This window comes from Micromonospora sp. MW-13 (genome assembly GCF_003434305.1).
GTDB lineage: Bacteria > Actinomycetota > Actinomycetes > Mycobacteriales > Micromonosporaceae > Micromonospora.
The window spans coordinates 1-16398 of the sequence record NZ_QKKX01000083.1 but is presented as its reverse complement, the minus strand read 5'-3'; the positions used below and the strand labels follow the sequence as shown (position 1 = coordinate 16398).

The 16398-nt window shown below is 67.8% G+C and carries 18 protein-coding genes and 1 pseudogene; 8 read left to right on the top strand and 11 right to left on the bottom strand.

The genetic code is table 11. The features are described 5' to 3' along the window. Positions 1-2: 2 nt before the first annotated feature. On the bottom strand, positions 3-659 hold the full coding sequence (locus C5N14_RS29655; protein WP_256371574.1) for a GntR family transcriptional regulator: 657 nt from the start codon (positions 657-659) through the stop codon (positions 3-5). A gap of 209 nt (positions 660-868) precedes the next feature. Here C5N14_RS29655 and C5N14_RS29650 point away from each other — a divergent pair, with 209 nt between their 5' ends. Together C5N14_RS29650 and C5N14_RS29645 are read left to right on the top strand one after the other, a co-directional pair. Further along, positions 869-1597: a thioredoxin domain-containing protein gene (locus C5N14_RS29650; RefSeq protein WP_117672942.1), complete on the top strand. Its 729-nt coding sequence runs from the start codon at positions 869-871 to the stop codon at positions 1595-1597. Positions 1598-1600: 3 nt separating this feature from the next. After that, entirely contained in the window at positions 1601-2464 is an 864-nt protein-coding gene (locus C5N14_RS29645) for a cytochrome c biogenesis CcdA family protein (protein ID WP_117672940.1), read from the top strand. A gap of 186 nt (positions 2465-2650) precedes the next feature. On the opposite strand, the gene C5N14_RS29640 is transcribed toward C5N14_RS29645, so the two are convergent. Together C5N14_RS29640 and C5N14_RS29635 are read right to left on the bottom strand one after the other, a co-directional pair. Next, positions 2651-2851: a helix-turn-helix transcriptional regulator gene (locus C5N14_RS29640; RefSeq protein ID WP_117672938.1), complete on the bottom strand. Its 201-nt coding sequence runs from the start codon at positions 2849-2851 to the stop codon at positions 2651-2653. Continuing rightward, positions 2851-3294, bottom strand: a complete 444-nt coding sequence (locus tag C5N14_RS29635; RefSeq protein WP_117672936.1) for a hypothetical protein — start codon at positions 3292-3294, stop codon at positions 2851-2853. Before C5N14_RS29635 ends, C5N14_RS29640 begins: the two co-directional genes overlap by 1 nt. A 566-nt stretch (positions 3295-3860) precedes the next feature. Here C5N14_RS29635 and C5N14_RS29625 point away from each other — a divergent pair. Continuing rightward, the gene (locus tag C5N14_RS29625) at positions 3861-4694 is read left to right on the top strand and encodes an SAM-dependent methyltransferase (protein WP_256371573.1); all 834 of its coding nucleotides are present in this window, start codon (positions 3861-3863) and stop codon (positions 4692-4694) included. 9 nt (positions 4695-4703) lie between these two features. On the opposite strand, the gene C5N14_RS29620 is transcribed toward C5N14_RS29625, so the two are convergent. From C5N14_RS29620 to C5N14_RS29610, 3 genes are all read right to left on the bottom strand, one after another. Further along, a complete protein-coding gene (locus tag C5N14_RS29620) occupies positions 4704-4901 on the bottom strand; it encodes an NlpC/P60 family protein (protein ID WP_243640223.1) in 198 nt (65 codons plus the stop codon). Between the two features lie 659 nt (positions 4902-5560). Further along, a complete protein-coding gene (locus tag C5N14_RS29615; protein WP_117672932.1) occupies positions 5561-6229 on the bottom strand; it encodes a response regulator transcription factor in 669 nt (222 codons plus the stop codon). After that, positions 6226-7431 carry a sensor histidine kinase gene (locus tag C5N14_RS29610; RefSeq protein ID WP_117672930.1) on the bottom strand — a complete coding sequence of 402 codons (1206 nt, stop codon included), beginning with the start codon at positions 7429-7431 and terminating at the stop codon, positions 6226-6228. The genes C5N14_RS29615 and C5N14_RS29610 overlap by 4 nt, the downstream gene beginning before the upstream one ends. A 148-nt stretch (positions 7432-7579) precedes the next feature. On the opposite strand from C5N14_RS29610, the gene C5N14_RS29605 reads away from it, so the two are divergent. From C5N14_RS29605 to C5N14_RS29595, 3 genes are read left to right on the top strand one after another with little or no spacing between them, the layout of a single operon-like run. Continuing rightward, positions 7580-8479 carry an ABC transporter ATP-binding protein gene (locus tag C5N14_RS29605; protein ID WP_117672928.1) on the top strand — a complete coding sequence of 300 codons (900 nt, stop codon included), beginning with the start codon at positions 7580-7582 and terminating at the stop codon, positions 8477-8479. 14 nt (positions 8480-8493) lie between these two features. Next, entirely contained in the window at positions 8494-9228 is a 735-nt protein-coding gene (locus C5N14_RS29600) for an ABC transporter permease (protein WP_207892928.1), read from the top strand. A gap of 6 nt (positions 9229-9234) precedes the next feature. Next, positions 9235-9981 (top strand): ABC transporter permease, encoded by a 747-nt coding sequence (locus C5N14_RS29595; protein WP_117672924.1) that lies wholly within the window; start codon positions 9235-9237, stop codon positions 9979-9981. Between the two features lie 119 nt (positions 9982-10100). Here C5N14_RS29595 and C5N14_RS29590 read toward each other — a convergent pair. From C5N14_RS29590 to C5N14_RS29575, 4 genes and pseudogenes are all read right to left on the bottom strand, one after another. Then, positions 10101-10190 (bottom strand): annotated as a pseudogene (locus tag C5N14_RS29590) (IS5/IS1182 family transposase); the annotation flags it as partial. A gap of 174 nt (positions 10191-10364) precedes the next feature. After that, positions 10365-11093 carry an ABC transporter permease gene (locus C5N14_RS29585; protein ID WP_117672922.1) on the bottom strand — a complete coding sequence of 243 codons (729 nt, stop codon included), beginning with the start codon at positions 11091-11093 and terminating at the stop codon, positions 10365-10367. Next, on the bottom strand, positions 11090-11878 hold the full coding sequence (locus tag C5N14_RS29580; protein WP_117672921.1) for an ABC transporter permease: 789 nt from the start codon (positions 11876-11878) through the stop codon (positions 11090-11092). Before C5N14_RS29580 ends, C5N14_RS29585 begins: the two co-directional genes overlap by 4 nt. After that, positions 11875-12591 carry an ABC transporter ATP-binding protein gene (locus C5N14_RS29575; RefSeq protein ID WP_117672919.1) on the bottom strand — a complete coding sequence of 239 codons (717 nt, stop codon included), beginning with the start codon at positions 12589-12591 and terminating at the stop codon, positions 11875-11877. The genes C5N14_RS29580 and C5N14_RS29575 overlap by 4 nt, the downstream gene beginning before the upstream one ends. Before the next feature lie 131 nt (positions 12592-12722). On the opposite strand from C5N14_RS29575, the gene C5N14_RS29570 reads away from it, so the two are divergent. Both C5N14_RS29570 and C5N14_RS29565 read left to right on the top strand, forming a co-directional pair. Beyond that, complete coding sequence (locus C5N14_RS29570) at positions 12723-13577, top strand: sensor histidine kinase (RefSeq protein ID WP_117672917.1); 855 nt, start codon at positions 12723-12725, stop codon at positions 13575-13577. A 35-nt stretch (positions 13578-13612) separates the two neighbouring features. After that, a complete protein-coding gene (locus C5N14_RS29565; protein ID WP_256371575.1) occupies positions 13613-14251 on the top strand; it encodes a response regulator transcription factor in 639 nt (212 codons plus the stop codon). A gap of 547 nt (positions 14252-14798) precedes the next feature. Here the strand turns inward: C5N14_RS29565 and C5N14_RS29560 are convergent. Continuing rightward, positions 14799-15539, bottom strand: coding sequence for a M15 family metallopeptidase (locus C5N14_RS29560; RefSeq protein WP_117672915.1), 741 nt, complete (start codon positions 15537-15539; stop codon positions 14799-14801). Positions 15540-16398 lie beyond the last annotated feature (859 nt).

Below are 16398 nucleotides of genomic sequence, written 5' to 3'. Positions count from 1 at the left end.
CCCTAGGGGAGTTTGTGCAGCTCGGTGGCGTAGGTGTCGGCCAGATGCGCGCGCAGCGCCTCGGCGAACCCGGACGCGTCGCCGATACGCAGCCGTTCGACCAGCGTCTCGTGCTCGGCGATGATGTCACCGCATCGCGCCAACAGCCTGTCGCCGCAACTGAACAGCAGAAAACGCTGTCGATCGGCCAGCCGGTCGTTCAACTCCAGCAGCACGCTGTTGCCCGTGGCCTCGACGAAGGCGCGATGGAACTCGATCGTCAGCTCGATGAAATGCCGGACGTCATCATCGCGGAACGCCTCACGCTGCGCCTCGATCGACCGGCCCAGCCGCTCGGCGAGCAGCTTGCGGGCGTCCGCGCTCGCCCGGGCGGGCGCGGCGGACTCCAACAGCAGGCGCGCGTCCGCCAGGTCGGCCACCGCCCGCTCACTGAGCCCCTGCACCAGCGCCCCGCGCTTCGGGTAGATGGTGATCCACCCCTCGTCCTGCAACCGGGCGAGCGCCGTCCGCACCGGGGTACGGCTGACCCCGATCTCGGCCGCGAGGGACTCCTCGCCGAGCATGGCCCCCGTCGGATGCACACCGTTGAGGATCCCGTCACGGATCACCTGATATGCGTGCTCGGCTGCACTCGCGCTGCTTGCCAACGCCTCTCCCACCCATCACACGGCCCGCACCCGCCGGCGCGGCTACGACAAGTATCCATTTCGCCCCCGAGCCGGCCTGCCGCTAGGGCGAACTACACCACATCTGGCACACGTGGTGGGTGCGGCGGGCGCTAGCGGCTCCGACGGACCGCCGACCTGACCCCAGCTACGTGCACTTTCACCCACCCAACCCTATTGGATGCATGTTGTATACTAGTTTGATGAAGAGGTCGAACCGAACCACGCGGGCGACGCCACGCCGATCCCCGGCGATCGCTCTCGCCGCGCTCGTCGTCTTCCTCGGCGTGGTGCTCGTCGCTCAGCTGACACCCGGCCGGGACCCCCTGGCCGCGCCGTCACCCAGCACGGGCGCAGCCAGCACAGGCGCGGTGGACGAGTTCGCGTTCGTCCGCCGCGACCAGGACGATCCGATGGCGCTCGGATCCGTAGCCGCGCCGGTCGTGCTGGTGCAGTGGACCGACATGCGCTGCCCGTACTGCGCGGTGTTCAACCGGGACACCCTGCCCGTCCTGACGAAGGACTACGTCGACACCGGCAAGGTGCGCATCGAGATCCACGATGTGGCGTACTTCGGTGAGCAGTCCGAGGGCGCCGCCGTGGCGGCACGCGCCGCCGGCAGGCAGGGCAAGTACTTCGAGTACCTGCGAGCGGTCTACGCGGACGCCCCCGAGCACAAGCACCCCGATCTGCCCCGCGAGAAGCTGATCGCTCTCGCGCGCAAGGCCGACGTGGCCGACATCAGCCGGTTCACTGCGGACCTGGACGACCCCCGACTACGCGCCGAAGTCCAGGACAACACCACCTCAGCCCAGCAGCTGGGCGTCAGCAGCGTTCCCTTCTTCGTCGCCGGCAAGACCGCCCTGTCCGGCGCCCAGCCCCTGGACGTGTTCCGCGCCTTCCTCGACGACGCTCTGACTAAGGCGCGGTAGCCCGTGCAACTCGGACTTCTCGCGGCACTGCTCGGCGGCCTGCTGACCCTGCTCAGCCCCTGCTCGGCCATGCTCCTGCCGGCATTCTTCTCCTACGCGTTCACCAACCCGACGACGCTGATCGCCCGCACCGGCGTCTTCTACCTGGGACTGATCACCACCCTCGTCCCGCTGGGAGTGCTCGCCGGCACGCTGGGAGCATTCGCCAACGCACACCGCGACGCCGTCGTCACCACGGCAGCGATCATCGTGATCACCCTCGGCCTGGTCATGCTCGTCAACATCCCGATCCCGCTACTGTCGCGCAGCGGCGGAATGGAGGGGACCTTCGCGGCATCCGTCTACGCCCTCGGCACCGTCTACGGCCTCGCCGGCGTCTGCGCCGGTCCGCTACTGGGCGCGGTGCTGACGGTGGCCGCCGTCGGCGGCAACGCCCTGTACGGCGGCACCGTCCTGCTCGTCTTCGCCGCCGGCATGACCCTTCCCCTGCTGGCGCTCGCCCTGCTGTGGGCCCGGTTCCCCTTCGTCAAACACCTCGTGCGCCCGCGCGGGCTGACCATCGGCCGGTGGCACAACACCTGGACGGGCCTCATCAGCGGCACCTTCACCGTCGCCGTGGGCACTCTGCTGCTGGTCACCGACGGCACCACCTCACTCGGCGGCATCCTCGGCGCAACCAAGCAGGCACGCCTGGAAAGCGCCGTCCTTCACGGCACAAACAGTGTTCCCGATCTGCTCGTCGCAGGCGTCGCCATCACCATCGCACTAGCTGCATGGGCCTACGTCCGCGTACGCGGCAGACACGCGAACTCCCACCTCGAAACGGCCGCCCCGTCAGAGCCGAGCCAAGAACATCCCCCGATTTGACCGGTCGATCTTGATCCGCGCCAGGTATTCACAGGGTTCTGATATCCCACATCGTCAGCAGACATCACCCGCGCAATACGGCCACTGCCGGCCGGTGTGATCCTGAATGGTGAGTTGGTGGGGTAGCGAGCCCGTGCGGATGCGATGTCGGACGCCACCGATTTGGAGCCGGTGGTTCCTCATCGGTCACGCGTCGCCGTCTGGGCGAAAGACTTCCTCGATCGTCCGGTTGAAGACACGTGCGATTCGGAAGGCGAGCGGAAGGCTCGGGTCGAAGCGGCCGCGCTCGATCGAGATGACGGTCTGCCGTGAAACACCGAGCTCCTCTGCGAGACGCACCTGGGACCATCCGCGCTCGGAACGCAGAGACGCGAGCTCGTTGTCCATCAGCGGCCCCGTCGCTTCTCGACGAGGTATCGCACGCCGGTGTCGACCAGCATGAGCACAAGGACTCCGCCCAGGGCCGCGGTTCCACTGATGTCCAGGCCCGTGACGGCGATGGCGGCGAGCGCGATCCCGCAGGCCGCGAAAGTGTCGGTACCTGCCCCGCTGGTGGCGTTCGTGATCCAGAGGTTCTCGACGTTCTCCCCGGCATGACGGTCGAGCGAGACCGTGTAGCGAGAGACGAGGAGGAGCCACGACAGGGACAGGGCCGGCCCCAACGCCACAGCAGTGAAAACCCCGAAGGAGAGCACCCTGCTCTCCTCGCGGAACAGTGCTGCTGCAACGCCGAAGGCTGTCGCCAGGGCTACTCCCACCACGACCGTGAGGATGTAGGCGCGGATGGGAACCTTCCGCTTACCCGTTGCGGTGTTAAGTGTGCTCGACATAGCAGCGAGTCAAGCACGCTTGACGTTGAGATGTCAAGCAGACTTGACTGTCATCGGATTCCTTCCGGCGCCCGATCTACAGGCACACCCATCGAACTCCAGCCATGATCACGAATGGCGCTCGCGCTAAACGCCTCGGAGAAGCGACCCACCCGCGAACAGCAAGAGCCCGGGCGACGCCCGCATGTCATCGAGAGATATCAATGGAGGCGAGTGCGCCGCGACCTACCCGGGCAACTTCATGTGGTGGGGGTGCCGGTCGAGGTTCTGGCGGGCCCGGTAGTAGCGCATCGTGGCTCGGCGTGGCGGGCGGCGATCTGCACGTCGCGCAGGCGGAGGCCAGCGTCGAGCATCGGCGTCACGAACGTGTGGGGACGCATCCTCGGCATCCGGATCCCCCACGGCCTGGGCCAGGTGCTTGAGCCGGCGGGCGGCAGCCCCATCCCCGATATCGATCGCTGCCGACCGGACGGCGCATCCGGACGGCGCGTTTCGCTAGAGACCAAGACCCGGGCTACGCTGCGGTGCGTATGCGGGGTTTACACATCTGCTATGGAGGAGTGATCGTGTCGCAGGGTCGCCCGACCGAGGCAACCGAGCAGGAGTGGGCGCCGCCCGGGATCGACACCAGCGTGCCGCACTCGGCGCGAATGTACGACTGGTGGATCGGTGGGAAGGACAACTTCGCCGCCGACCGGGAGATGGGGGCCATGTTCGAGCAGGTCATCCCTGGCATGCGCATGATGGCCCGGGAGAACCGCAACTTCATGGAACGCGCGGTCCGCCACCTGGCTACCCAGGCGGGCATCCGCCAGTTCCTCGACATCGGCACCGGCCTCCCGACCAGCCCGAACGTGCACGAGATCGCGCAGGGCATCAACCCCGACACCAACGTCGTGTACGTCGACAGCGACCCGATCGTACTGGTCCACGCCCGCGCGCTGCTGGTCAGCGGGGAGCACGGCCGCACCTCCTACATCGACGCCGACGTCCGCGAACCGGAGAAGATCCTCACCGACACCGATCTGCTGGCGACCCTGGACCTCGATCGACCGGTCGGGCTGCTCATAATCGCGACCCTTATGCTCGTGGCCGACGAAGACGATCCATGGAACAAAGCCCGCGCCCTGATGGATGCCCTCCCGTCGGGTAGCTACGTCGCGATCACCCACCCTGGCCAGGACTTCAATCCCGAAGCGCTGGCCGCCGCGACCGCCGCCGCTACCCAAGGCGGCATGACCCTCGTCCCTCGCACACGAGCTGACGTAGCCCGCTTCTTCGCCGACTGGGAACTCGTCGAACCCGGCGTCGTACCGGTCATGACCTGGCGCCCCGACGGTGACCCGCCCGCTGACCCGAACGCCGCCTACTATTGGGCCGGCATCGCACGCAAACCATAGGCGTCAGACCTAATGGCAGAGCGCCGAGGTACGAGCCCTTCGCCGAAGGTACAGGCTGACGTGGCGCGGGTTTGACATGGTGCCGGGGATGAGGATGAGGTCGCCGGGAAGCAGGAGCGCCGGATCGGCCACGGGCTTGCCGGCGTTGACCTGATCGGTGGTGACGCGCGGGATGGAGATGCCGGCCGCCCGGTACGCCGACTGCATCAGCGACAAGCAGTCGCACTGCTTGTCGGGGTCTAGGAGGCCATGGTCCCGTCGGTCCATCTTTCGAAGATCACCACGTGACCCTCGCTGTTCGGCGCAGGGTTGATCAGCAAGTCCCCCGCCACAAGCGCGGCTTTCGGAATCGGGGGCGACCGGGCGGCTAGCCCTGCCGTGTTCAACCCGGACCCGGAAGTCCCAACGCCATCGAGGCATATCCGGAGCAATCGCGCCGATGCCCGTGGGACCAGGTCGATGCATCGCCGCTCGACAGGTACGGCACCGGACCACCGCCCAAGCGGTCAGCCACGTCGCGGCACGCGCCAACACCGCCATGGCCGCCACACATCCGCTGTCCGAACCCGGGCTCCCGGAACTGGTCGTCACCTGCACGCAAGTGCTCACACCCTGCTCAAGGCTTCCCGGAATTGCCCATCCGTTCGCGGAACCTACATCCTCCACCAGGTTCAACGCGTCGTCGGTCCACTTCGCGACCTGATCCACTTCGTCACGGCGCAACTGCGCGGCGGCCAGGTTGAGCAAGGTCCATGGCCAGCTGATGCTCTTCCTCGCATACCCCAGCCGAGGTTGGGGTCAGGTTCAGTTCTCCTGGGCACGCGGCACCTGACCCCGGCCGGTCGGAAGGGCTGAACCGGCCGGACTCACTCGTTAATGGTCGCGATCCCGGTTCTGAGGGCGTAGAGGACGAGCTGGACGCGGTCGCGGGAGTGGGTCTTTGCGAGCAGGTTGCCAATGTGGGTCTTGATCGTGGGCATGGACAGCCAGAGGCGGTCGCATATTTCGGAGTTCGTGAGGCCTTTGGCGATGAGCGTGAGCACGTCGCGTTCTCGGATGGTGAGGTAACCGGGCGAGTCACCTGCTGGTGACCTTGATGGGTCGATGCCGGATGGCCGGGTGCGGTAACTCGCGAAGAGTCGGCGGGTGGGGCCCGGTGAGATGACGGCGTCGCCGCGGTGGACCGTGTGGATCGCCTCGATGAGCCGGTCGGGCGGGGTGTTCTTCACGAGGAACCCTGCGGCGCCGGTTTCGATGGCGGTGAGGACGTACTCGTCGGCGTCGAAGGTGGTAAGGATGACGATCCGGCTGGGGCTGTCGTCGGCGATGAGCTGCCGGGTAACGGCGAGTCCGTCGGTGCCAGGCATCTGGATGTCGAGCAGGAGAACGTCGGGTTGCGCGTGCTGGTGCCGGCGGATCGCGTCGGCGCCGTCAATGGCCTGCCAGAGGATGCGCATGTCAGGCTGGGCGTCGAGGATCATCGCGAGCCCGGCGGTGAAGAGGGGCTCGTCGTCGGCGAGTCCGAGGGTGATCATCGGCGGCTCCAGGGCAGGTGGGCGGTCACACGCCAACCGCCAGTGGCCGGGTCTGGGCCGGCGTCGAGGGTGCCACCGAGCGCGAGGACCCGTTCCCGCATCCCGATCAGCCCGTGCCCGGAACCCGGTCGGGTGCCCGTGTGGTTCGGGCGGCCGTTGGAAACGAGCACATCGAGGCTGTGGTCATCGATGGTGGTTCGGACGACGACGGGTGCGCCGTCGGCGTGGGTGATCGCGTTCGTGAGGCTTTCCTGGATGATCCGGTACGCGGCGAGCCCGACGTGGCCGGGAACATCGTTCACCTCGCCGTCGATCCGGAGCCGGATCGGAGTGCCGGCACGTTGGAGGGTGCCGATCAGGCTGGGAAGGTCCCGGAGCGTCGGTGTCGGTTGGGTGGTCGCGGGATCGTTCTCGGTGCGGAGCACGTCGATGAGGTCGCGCACCTCGTTGACCGCGGCGCGGCTGAGCTGCCCGATGTCCGCCAGAGCGCGGTCCGCCCGGTCCGGGTCGGTATGGAGGGCGTAGCGGGCTCCTTCGGCCTGCACGGCGATTGTGTTCAGCGAGTGGCCGAGGATGTCGTGCATCTCCCGAGCGATCCGGGCGCGTTCCTCCACGGCAGCGAGGCGCTGCTCGCTGGCCTGTTGTGCCTCCAGGGCCCGGGCTCGTTCGACCGCGAGGTCGTAGCGGTCGCGGGCGTTCCTGCGCACGACTCCGGTGAGCGCAGCGACGGTGAGAGCGGTACCGACCGCCGCGATCATGAGCCCGCGGGATCGCCAGTCCTCGCCGAGGCCCGGGATCGGCGACATGGCGACTCCGACCGTCGCGCCGACGTAGGTGCCGGCGAGGACGCCCCACCGCCAGGGACCTGCGAGCTGGGTCTGGGTCGTATAGGCGGCGATGAGGCAGATGACGCCGGGGAACAGGCCAGGCCTGGCGACGATCAGCAGATGCACTGCGAGCAGTACCGCCATGATCGACAGCGCCAGGATCGGGCGTGAGCGGCGCAACAGCACCGCCAGGCTGCACCCCGCCACGACGATCGCGTAGACGACCTGCGCGGGGGCCGCGAACGAGATCGTCGGCGCGCTGACGGCCCCGATCAGCACGACGATCACCGCGCAGCCGGCATCCGCCAGGCGCGGATGGCCTCGGAGGACAGGCCGGAGCCCGTCTACGGGCGACGACGGCGCACGGGCTTCCATGTCTCTGCACGGTAGCCGGACTGCCGGTACCGGAGTTCATGCCGCGGTATGAAGTCGATCGGTCTGCGGGTTCGTACCGCGGCACGATCTTCCCGGCGCGGGTTCTCAGGATCGTGGGTGGCATGAGGATTCATGCGGCGAGGCGCCGATGAGCGCCGTCATCACGACCCGGGGCCTGACCAAGACGTTCAAGAGCCACACGGCGGTCGATTCGCTCGACCTGCGGGTGCCGCAGGGGGTGGTCTACGGCTTCCTCGGTCCGAACGGGTCCGGCAAGTCCACGACCATGAAGATGTTGCTCGGGCTCACCCGCCCGACGCGCGGCGAGATCGAGGTGTTCGGCGAACCGCTCACCCCGCAGTCACGGACCCGGCTACTGCCGTCGATCGGATCGATGATCGAAGCGCCGCCCGGATACGGGCACCTCACCGGGGCGGAGAACATGCGCATCGTCGCCGACATGCTCGACCTGTCTTCTCACCAGGTTGATCGCGCCCTGGCGACGGTGCGGCTGACCGAGCACAAGGACAAGCTCGTCCGCAATTACTCGCTGGGTATGAAGCAGCGCCTCGGGATCGCAATGGCGTTGGCACGGGACCCGTCGCTGCTCATCCTGGACGAGCCGACCAACGGGCTCGACCCGGCCGGCATCGAGGAGATCCGCACCCTGCTCGTCCAACTCGCCGGACAGGGCATCACCGTGATGGTTTCCAGCCACCTGCTGGACGAGATCGACAAGATGGCCGACGTGCTCGGCATCCTCTCGGCCGGTCGGATGATCTTCCAAGGGACCCGTGACGACCTGTTCCAGCACTCCATTCCCGACCTGCTGATCGAGACCCCGGACCCGGCCGCCGCGCTCGCGCTGGGAATCACCGCCACCCCCGTCACCGGCGGTATTCGCATCAGCGGTACCGACAAGGACCAGACCGCTGAGATCGTGCGCCGGCTAGCTGTCGCAGGCGTCCCGATCCACGAAGTGCGCCGCATCCAGCAGAGCCTGGAAGACGTCTTCATGGACCTCACCGGACGCGGAGGCCTGCTGTGAGACGCGCCGTCCTGTTGGAGTTCCGCAAGATGCGGCGCCTGCGTACCTTGCCCATCGTCCTGGTCATGGTCGTCGCGGTCGCCGCGCTCAGCAGCGCCTCGCTGTTCGCCGGCAGCACCCAAACCACCTTCGAAGACCCAGCAGCCCACCCCTGGGCCGGGCTGCTGCTCAGCTACACGCTGATGGCCGCAATGACCTCGCCGATCCTCGCCGCGGTCCTCGCCAGCCGGCAAACCGACATCGAACACGCCGGCACCGGCTGGACGCTTGCCTCCATCGCGGGGTTCACGCCCGGCACCCTGTGCCGGGCCAAGCTGGCCGCGCTCAGCGGCATTCTGCTCGCCGCCGTCCTCATCCAGACACTCCTCGTCGTTGGTGCCGGCATGCTGGCTGGCATCCGCGTCCCACTCGACGCCGGCCCGTGGATCGGCTACACCCTGCTGCTGTTCCTTGTGGACGTCGCGCTCGTCGCCTTGCACATCTGGCTGGCCGCGACCGTGGAGAACCAACTCATCAGCGTCGGGGTCGGCATGCTCGGCGCCTTCCTGGCCGTGTTCACCCTCCTCGCGCCCGGAGCCGCGTTCTGGATCGCCCCGTGGGGCGCCTACGCCCTGATCTCGCACGTCGCCCAGACCGCCGGCGAGGTCGGCTACGTCACCCCGCCCTACCCGTGGATCATCGGGCTCCTCGCCCTCGTCGGCATCACCTTCACCCTGGCCACCCGCCGATTCAACCGACTCGAAAGGTAACCGCACGTGTTCCGCGCCGAACTCATCAAACTCAAGCGATCCAGCACCTGGCTGATCGCGCTCATCCTGCCGCTGCTGGCCGTGACCACCGGAACGGTCAACCTCGCCAACAACACCGACATGCTCGACGCCGGCTGGGCATCCTTCACCTCCCAGGTCGTCCTGTTCTACGGCCTGCTGTTCTACTCCATGGGCATCGGGCTGCTCGCCACGACCGTGTGGCGCATGGAACACCGCGGCACGAACTGGAACCTGTTGCTTACCACCACAAGACAGCCGGTCCGGCTCGTGCTCGCGAAGATCGCCGTTATCGCCGTCCCGGTCGCCTTCATGCAGGCCGTCCTCGTCGTCGCGACCCTCATCTCGGGAGTCTTCGTGCTGCACCTGGATGGAGCAATCCCGTGGCAGTTCGCCCTCGTCGGCGCGCTCGCGGTCATCGCAGCGCTGCCGCTGGTCGCCATCCAGTCCCTGCTGTCGATGCTGCTCAGATCGTTCGCCGCACCCGTCGCGATCTGCCTCGTCGGATGTGTGATCGGGGTCGCCACCGTCACCTCGATCGCGCTGCGCCCCCTCAGCTACGTCCTTCCACAGGCGATCAACACCCGCGCGCTCAACCTCGGTTCGACCGCCATCGCGGAGTCCGGTGGCCTCACCGTGCCCGATGCGCTGCCGATCCTGCTGACCGCGGTCGCTCTTGCGACGATCTTCACGATCGCGAGCGTTGCAGCCCTCCGGGGCATCAAGCTCCGCTAGCTCTCCCGAGCGAGAGTTGCTGACACCTCGAAGCGTTCATGCCGATGCGAGTCCCAGGCGGTGCTGGGATCGTTGGCGCTGCCGGCGAATCGTGCCGCCTCCTCGAAGAACACCGCAGCCGGCAGGTCACGCCGCGGGGACCCGGTCCGCAGCTTCCACAAGATCCCGTTAACGACCTGACGGTGATCGCGCCACCGCCCACGCACCCCGCATGCCGTTGACCTCTGACGACATCACCACCGACACCGACCAGGATCCGCTCGCCCCGGTTGAGTTCCCGACCCGCACGGTCACCATCTCCGGATCGGATGAAACGCGATTGTGGTGACTCCGCGCTCCTGGCTGTGCGGGGATTGCTGTACTGCCGCGCCCTGGAAGTGGTGTTACGGGTCTCGGCGGATGAATCGCGTGGCGCCGGTGGCGGCGATGAGGACGATCCAGGCGAGTGCGACGAGCAGCCCAGTGCCGGCGGTAAGCATCGTGTCGTGCGGGTCGTAGACCTGCGCGGCGGCGCGGTCGGGCAGCCAGCGGGCGTGCTCGGTGAGGCCGGCGAGCAGGGGCGAGAGGATCAGGATTAGGCCGAGCACACTCACGAGAGCCGGGATCAGGTGGCGCACGAGCACGGCGGCGGCGTGGGAGATCAGCCCGATGAGCGTCAGGTAGCAGGTCGTGCCGGCCAGGTGCCAGAGGTCATCAGCCGTCATTTCTCGAAATGCCCCGAGCGAGCGGAGGGTGAGCGCTGCGGCGGCCGTGCTCGCGGCCCCGGTGACGGCGGCGGTGAGCACGAGCGTCAGCGCGGTTGCGGTGATCTTGCCGGCGAGAAGGATGCTGCGGCGTGGGATCGCGGAGAGGGTGACTCGGATCTGGCGGCCGGTGTATTCGTGGGCCATCGGGAGGATGCCGAGAAGGACGAAGCCGACCTGTACGAACGGCACGGAACGGAGCGTGACGGTCGTTGCGGTCGCCTCCACGTGCTGGTCGGCCGCTGCTAAGGCAGCGGCGAGGAGGATGCCGGTGAGGATCGTGCCGAGGGCGGTGAGGGTTGCGGCGGGCAGGGTGCGGAGCTTGTCGAGTTCCGCGGCGATGACGTTTCCGATGCGCACGAGGTTCACGCATCCCGCCGTCGGAGCACGACCGCCGCGATCGTGAGCAGCAGAATCGCCCAGCCGGTCATGACGAGCGCGCCAGGGAGGGCGTCGAGACCGCCTTCTACGGTGTGGAGGCCGCCGAAGAGCCGGCGTCCGGCCATGTCGGGCAGCCAGTGGGCTAGTGGCGTGAGGTTGGTCAGGAGCAGCGAGACTGACACAAGGGAGTTACTCACGATGAGTACGATGAGCGGGATGATCCCGGAGCGCGTGAGAACGGTGATCGCGAGTGCGATGAGCCCGGTGAGGGCCCAGTAGACGGCGCCACCCAGACAGCGCTCGACTGCATCATCGAGCGGCACGGTCTCCGCACCGGCGGAGCCGATCACGAGCCGGGCGATGCCGACCGTCACCGGCATGGTGATGGCGGCGAGGATTACAACGAGCAGGATCGTCACGGTCGCCTTGGCTGCGAGGACGGTGTGGCGGTGCGGGATCGCGGCGAGGGTGGCGGTGATCTGTCGGCCTCCGCCGACCTCGACGCTGTGTGCCGTGTACTCGCTGCTGAAGATTACGACGCCGATGACGACCGCGCCGACGGTTCCCAGCGGCATCGCGGCGAACGCGGTCTCGAACGGCGAGGTGAACGCTCGGGCCTCCGGGTGCCCGGCGTCGAGCGCGGCGCGGGTGGAGAACGCGTTGATCAGCGTGATCGCGGCCGACCCGAACAGCGCCACGGCGATACCCGCCCAGACCGCGGGGAGAGTGGTGGCCTTGCGCAGCTCGGCAGCGACGGTGTTGAAAGGCCTCATCGTTCTTCCCCCGCGCCAGGGCCGCCGGTGAGCCCGAAGAACGCGTCCTCGAGCGTCGCGTACCCTGCGGTCACGTGGGCAACCGGGCCGGCCGCGACGACCTGCCCGCCGCTGATGACCACAAGGTCGTCGGCGATCGCGGCGACCTCGCTCATCAGGTGGCTGGAGAGCAGGACGGTGCCGCCCGCATCCGTGTGGCCACGCAGCAGCGTGCGTATCCAGCGGATGCCCTCAGGGTCCAGGCCATTCACCGGCTCGTCGAGCACCAGCGCCTCCGGTTCCCCGAGGAGCGCGGCGGCGAGCCCGAGTCGTTGCCCCATGCCGAGGGAGAAGCGGCCGACGCGGGTGCGGGCGGCGCCCGCGAGCCCCACCTGTTCGAGGACGTAACCCACGCGGTGTTTCGGGATGCCGTTGCTGCGGGCGACCCAGCCGAGATGGCCGCGGGCGGTGCGGGAACGGTGCGCGCCAGAGCCGTCGAGCATCGACCCGACCGTGCGCAGCGGGGTGCGCAGACTCGGATACGGACGCCCTCCGATCAGGGCGGAGCCTGCGGTCGGGCGATCCAGGCCGAGCAGGATGCGCAGGGTTGAGGACTTCCCCGCCCCGTTCGGGCCGAGGAACCCCGTCACCCGACCGGGGAGAGCATGGAAACTCACGTCGGAAAGCACGGTGCGGGAGCCGTGGCGTTTGCTGAGGCCGTCGATCTGGATCATGACCCCATGCAAGCCGACACGAACGCGGCAGTCATCGGACCCGAGCCCGGATCTTGCCCCGCCCGCTCGGGCCCGGGTCGCTCAGACCTAGGTCCGATGCCCGCGCAAGGCCTGAAACCTAGACTTGGCATGTGGAAAACGATCGACCGACCTGGCGCTCACGCGTATGGCTCGCGGTCGGCATCGTGATCCTCGGCCTCGCTCTGCTGCTCATGACCATCGGCGTTGACGACTCCACCGCGACATGGAGCGTCGCACTCGTAGCCGCCGGAGTCACCGCCGCGACGGTGGGCTGGGCACTGGCACAAACGAGGGGGCAGCGCCGGCAATACGAAGCGCAGCTGGCGGAGTGGGCGGCGGAACGGGCACGCCAGACCGAACGCCTGCGGATCGCCGGTGACCTGCACGACCTCGTCTCCCACGGCCTCGGACTCATCACCGTTCGCGCCACCACAGCTCGCACCGCAGCCGGATCGGAAGGAGAAGCTGATCGCACGGAGGCGTTAGCCGACATCGAACGCGTCAGCCGCGAGACCACCACCGAACTGCGCCGTATGCTCACGGTGCTCCGCACTCCCGGCACCGCGCCGCTGCGACCAGCCGACACCCTCGACGACCTCCCCGAGATCGTGCAGGCCGCGAACGCCGCAGGCCTCGACGCGGCACTCGGCATCGACGAACTCGGCGAGGCGTCGCCTGGCGCTCAACTCACCATCTGCGCAGTCGTCCGCGAAGCCCTGAACAACACCCTCCGGCACGTCGGCCCCACCCAGGCACGCATCGACATACACCGCGAGCGGGAAGCGATCGTCGTGAACGTTCAGGACGCCGGACCTGCAGGGCCTTGGCACCCCCATCCCGGCGCCGGTCACGGCCTCGACGGACTACGCGAACGCGTCACCACCCTCGGCGGTGAGCTTCACACCGGAACCGAGGGGCGCGGGTTCACGGTCACCGCCCGCATCCCCGACCGGGAGGGATCGTGATCGCCCAGCCCTCGACACCTCTCATCCGTGTGCTCATCGCGGACGACCAGCCCCTGCTGCGCCGCAGCCTCGCCATCCTCATCAACAGCACCGCAGACCTCACCGTCATCGGTGAGGCGGAAAACGGGAGCGGGGCGGTGGCGCTCGCACGCGAGCTCGCGCCCGACGTGATCCTGATGGACATCCGCATGCCGGAAAGCGACGGCATCGAAGCAACTCGCACCATCACCGCCGACCCCGCCTTTCGCGCCTGCCGGGTGCTTGTGCTCAGCATGTTCGAGCTCGACGAGTACGTCTACGCCGCCCTGCGCGCAGGCGCCAGCGGATTCCTCCTCAAAGACGCTTACCCCGAGCAGCTCATCGACGCGATCCGCCGCACCAAGGCCGGGGAGTCGCTGTTCGCACCCCAGATCCTCACCCGCCTCATCGAGCACTACGTCAGCCGCCCCGCCGCAGTGCCTCGGAGCGGGCTGGGCGCGCTCACCGAGCGGGAGACCGAGGTGCTGGCCCTCGTCGCGCGCGGCCTCTCCAACGACGAAATCGCCGCCGCGCTTACCATCTCGATCAAGACCGTCAAGACCCACATCGGCAACTTGCTCGCGAAGCTGCACGCCCGCGACCGCGCGCAACTCGTCATCACCGCCTACGAGACCGGCCTCGTCCACCCCGGATAGTGCTCAAGCTTCCAGCGCCTCCACCGGTCTGGCCCGGGGGCGAAGCTGGTCACCAGGTAGGCGGAGGTTGCGGCGTTAACCAGCCCGGTGCCCCAGCCGGCGAGGACGTGCCGCTGCCCCCCACCCGGGGCGCCACGACCAGGCCACGGTCAGCGCCGCGACCAGGGCGGCGCTGCCGGCTGGGCCACCACCCGCGCCCAGGCTAGGTGTGCTGAGGAGACGACAAGGTGGCCGCGGCGTGTACTCCGTCGCGGTGTACCAGGCAGCGATCCTGTGCTCCCAGCGCCCTGAGACGTCGCCGGAATCGGTGGCCCAGCACGTGCTGTCGGGTGTTCGGCGCTGGCGGCGTATCCCGGACGCGACCATCCTTCTGACGGGGGACTTCGAGGAGTGCGCGCGGCGCTTCGCCGACCGCATCGGGCTGCCGCTCCCACCGGCGGACCTGCAGCTGCTCGAACAGATCGACACCCTGTACCGGATGGCGGCAGCCGACGATCCCCGACGGGCCAGGGGCCGGGTGTCAAGCCGGCCCCTGGGTAAACGTGGCTCAGATTCCGCAGCTGGGTGCACTCCACCACTGGCTGCCCTGGTTTGCCACATGGATGTGGTCGTAGTGGCCGGGATAGCCGGGCCCGAGGATTTGCTCGAAGCCGGCATACCTGGCTGCCTGCGCAATCGTGCACAGCGACGGGCTGCCGATGATGTCGGCGGCGGACCCGTATAGGTGGTTGCTGTCGGAGGCACCGCCTTCGCTGCTATTGCAGGAGTAGCTGCGGAACCCGTCGCTGAGGTTGAGTGGCCATCCGCCGAGCTTGTGTCGCAGCGCCTCCAGTTGCCACATTACCCGCAGCGCGTTCTCTCTGGCGGTCGCTGCGGATACCGCACCACCCTCGTAGTTGTATGCTCCGCAATTCTGGCTCGTCTCCGAGTGGCTAAAGTGGAGGGGCGTGCAGTCATCGCTCTGCAGTTCATACAGCTTGTTGTACGTCTGTGGCCCGGCGACCCCGTCAGCGGTCAGGCCGTAGCCGGCCTGGAATCGACTCAGCGCTGCAGTCGTGGCCGGCCCGAATTCGCCGTCGATGGTCAGGTTTTCTCCGTAAGAGACCCAGCCGGCGATGCGCTTCTGCAGTTCGGCGACGTCACCGCCGTTGGCCCCGGAACTCAGCGATCGGGTCCAGGTGTAGCAGGCGTCGGCCGCTGCGGGACCGGCGGTGGCCACGTTGACCGTGAATACGGCAGCGATCATCAACAGTACCGCTGCCAGCGAGGTGGCTTTCCTACCGCGCATATTTCCTCCTTAACTAGTAGCCGGCGGCGAGTAAACATCGCCGCCGTTCGCAAGATATGAGCAGTTCTGCTAAGAACTGATCAGCCCTGCGGTCTGCAGGCTCCGCGCCACGGTGGGCGGACTTGATCCGGTCCGGGATCTTCGGGGCGGCAGTCGAACTCCGGTACGGTTGCCGGAGTGACGTGGGCCCTGCCGTATACGTTGCCAACTCGCGTGCTTGCAGGCCCGGACCAGGCCCGCGAGCAGACCGGCTCGAACGGTTCCACGGTCGATGGCACCGCAGGTGCGGGCCTCGGCACACATCCGCAGTGACGACCGGTTGGTAACGAGTAGCCGGATGGTGGTTTCGAGGGGAGCGTCGTGGTCGTGGTCGAACACGGAAACCGCGACCGCTCCGGCGGCCAGTGCTGACAGGAGGCAAGCCGTCAGCTCGGTCAGCGGGCGTGCCCGGGCGGAACTCCGTGCCCATCGGAGCCTCCTTTCGAACGTCAGCCCATCACGTTCAGAATGGACTGGAAGTCGGACGGGCTCGGGTAGCTGTTTGTCGAGTTGTTGCAGCCGTAGCCCACGATCGTCCCCCTGCTATTCGGAGTCCGATGGCAGGGGACTGTTCCCTGCCTACGTCGTTGCGGGGTTGTCGCCTTGTCTGTACTGCTGAGGTTGTCGTGTTAGACGCGGGTGATGCGGATTGGGTCGGCGATCACGTGGCCGGTGCTGCCGGACCACCGACTGATGCCCACTTGTTGGTGTCTCCGGCGGTCAGGGTGAAGGTGCCCAGTGAGCGCCATCCACCGCCGTTGGCTGTCTGGTTCACGGTGACCGTTTGGTTGCCGTTGCTGATTACCACGATGTATGGGGT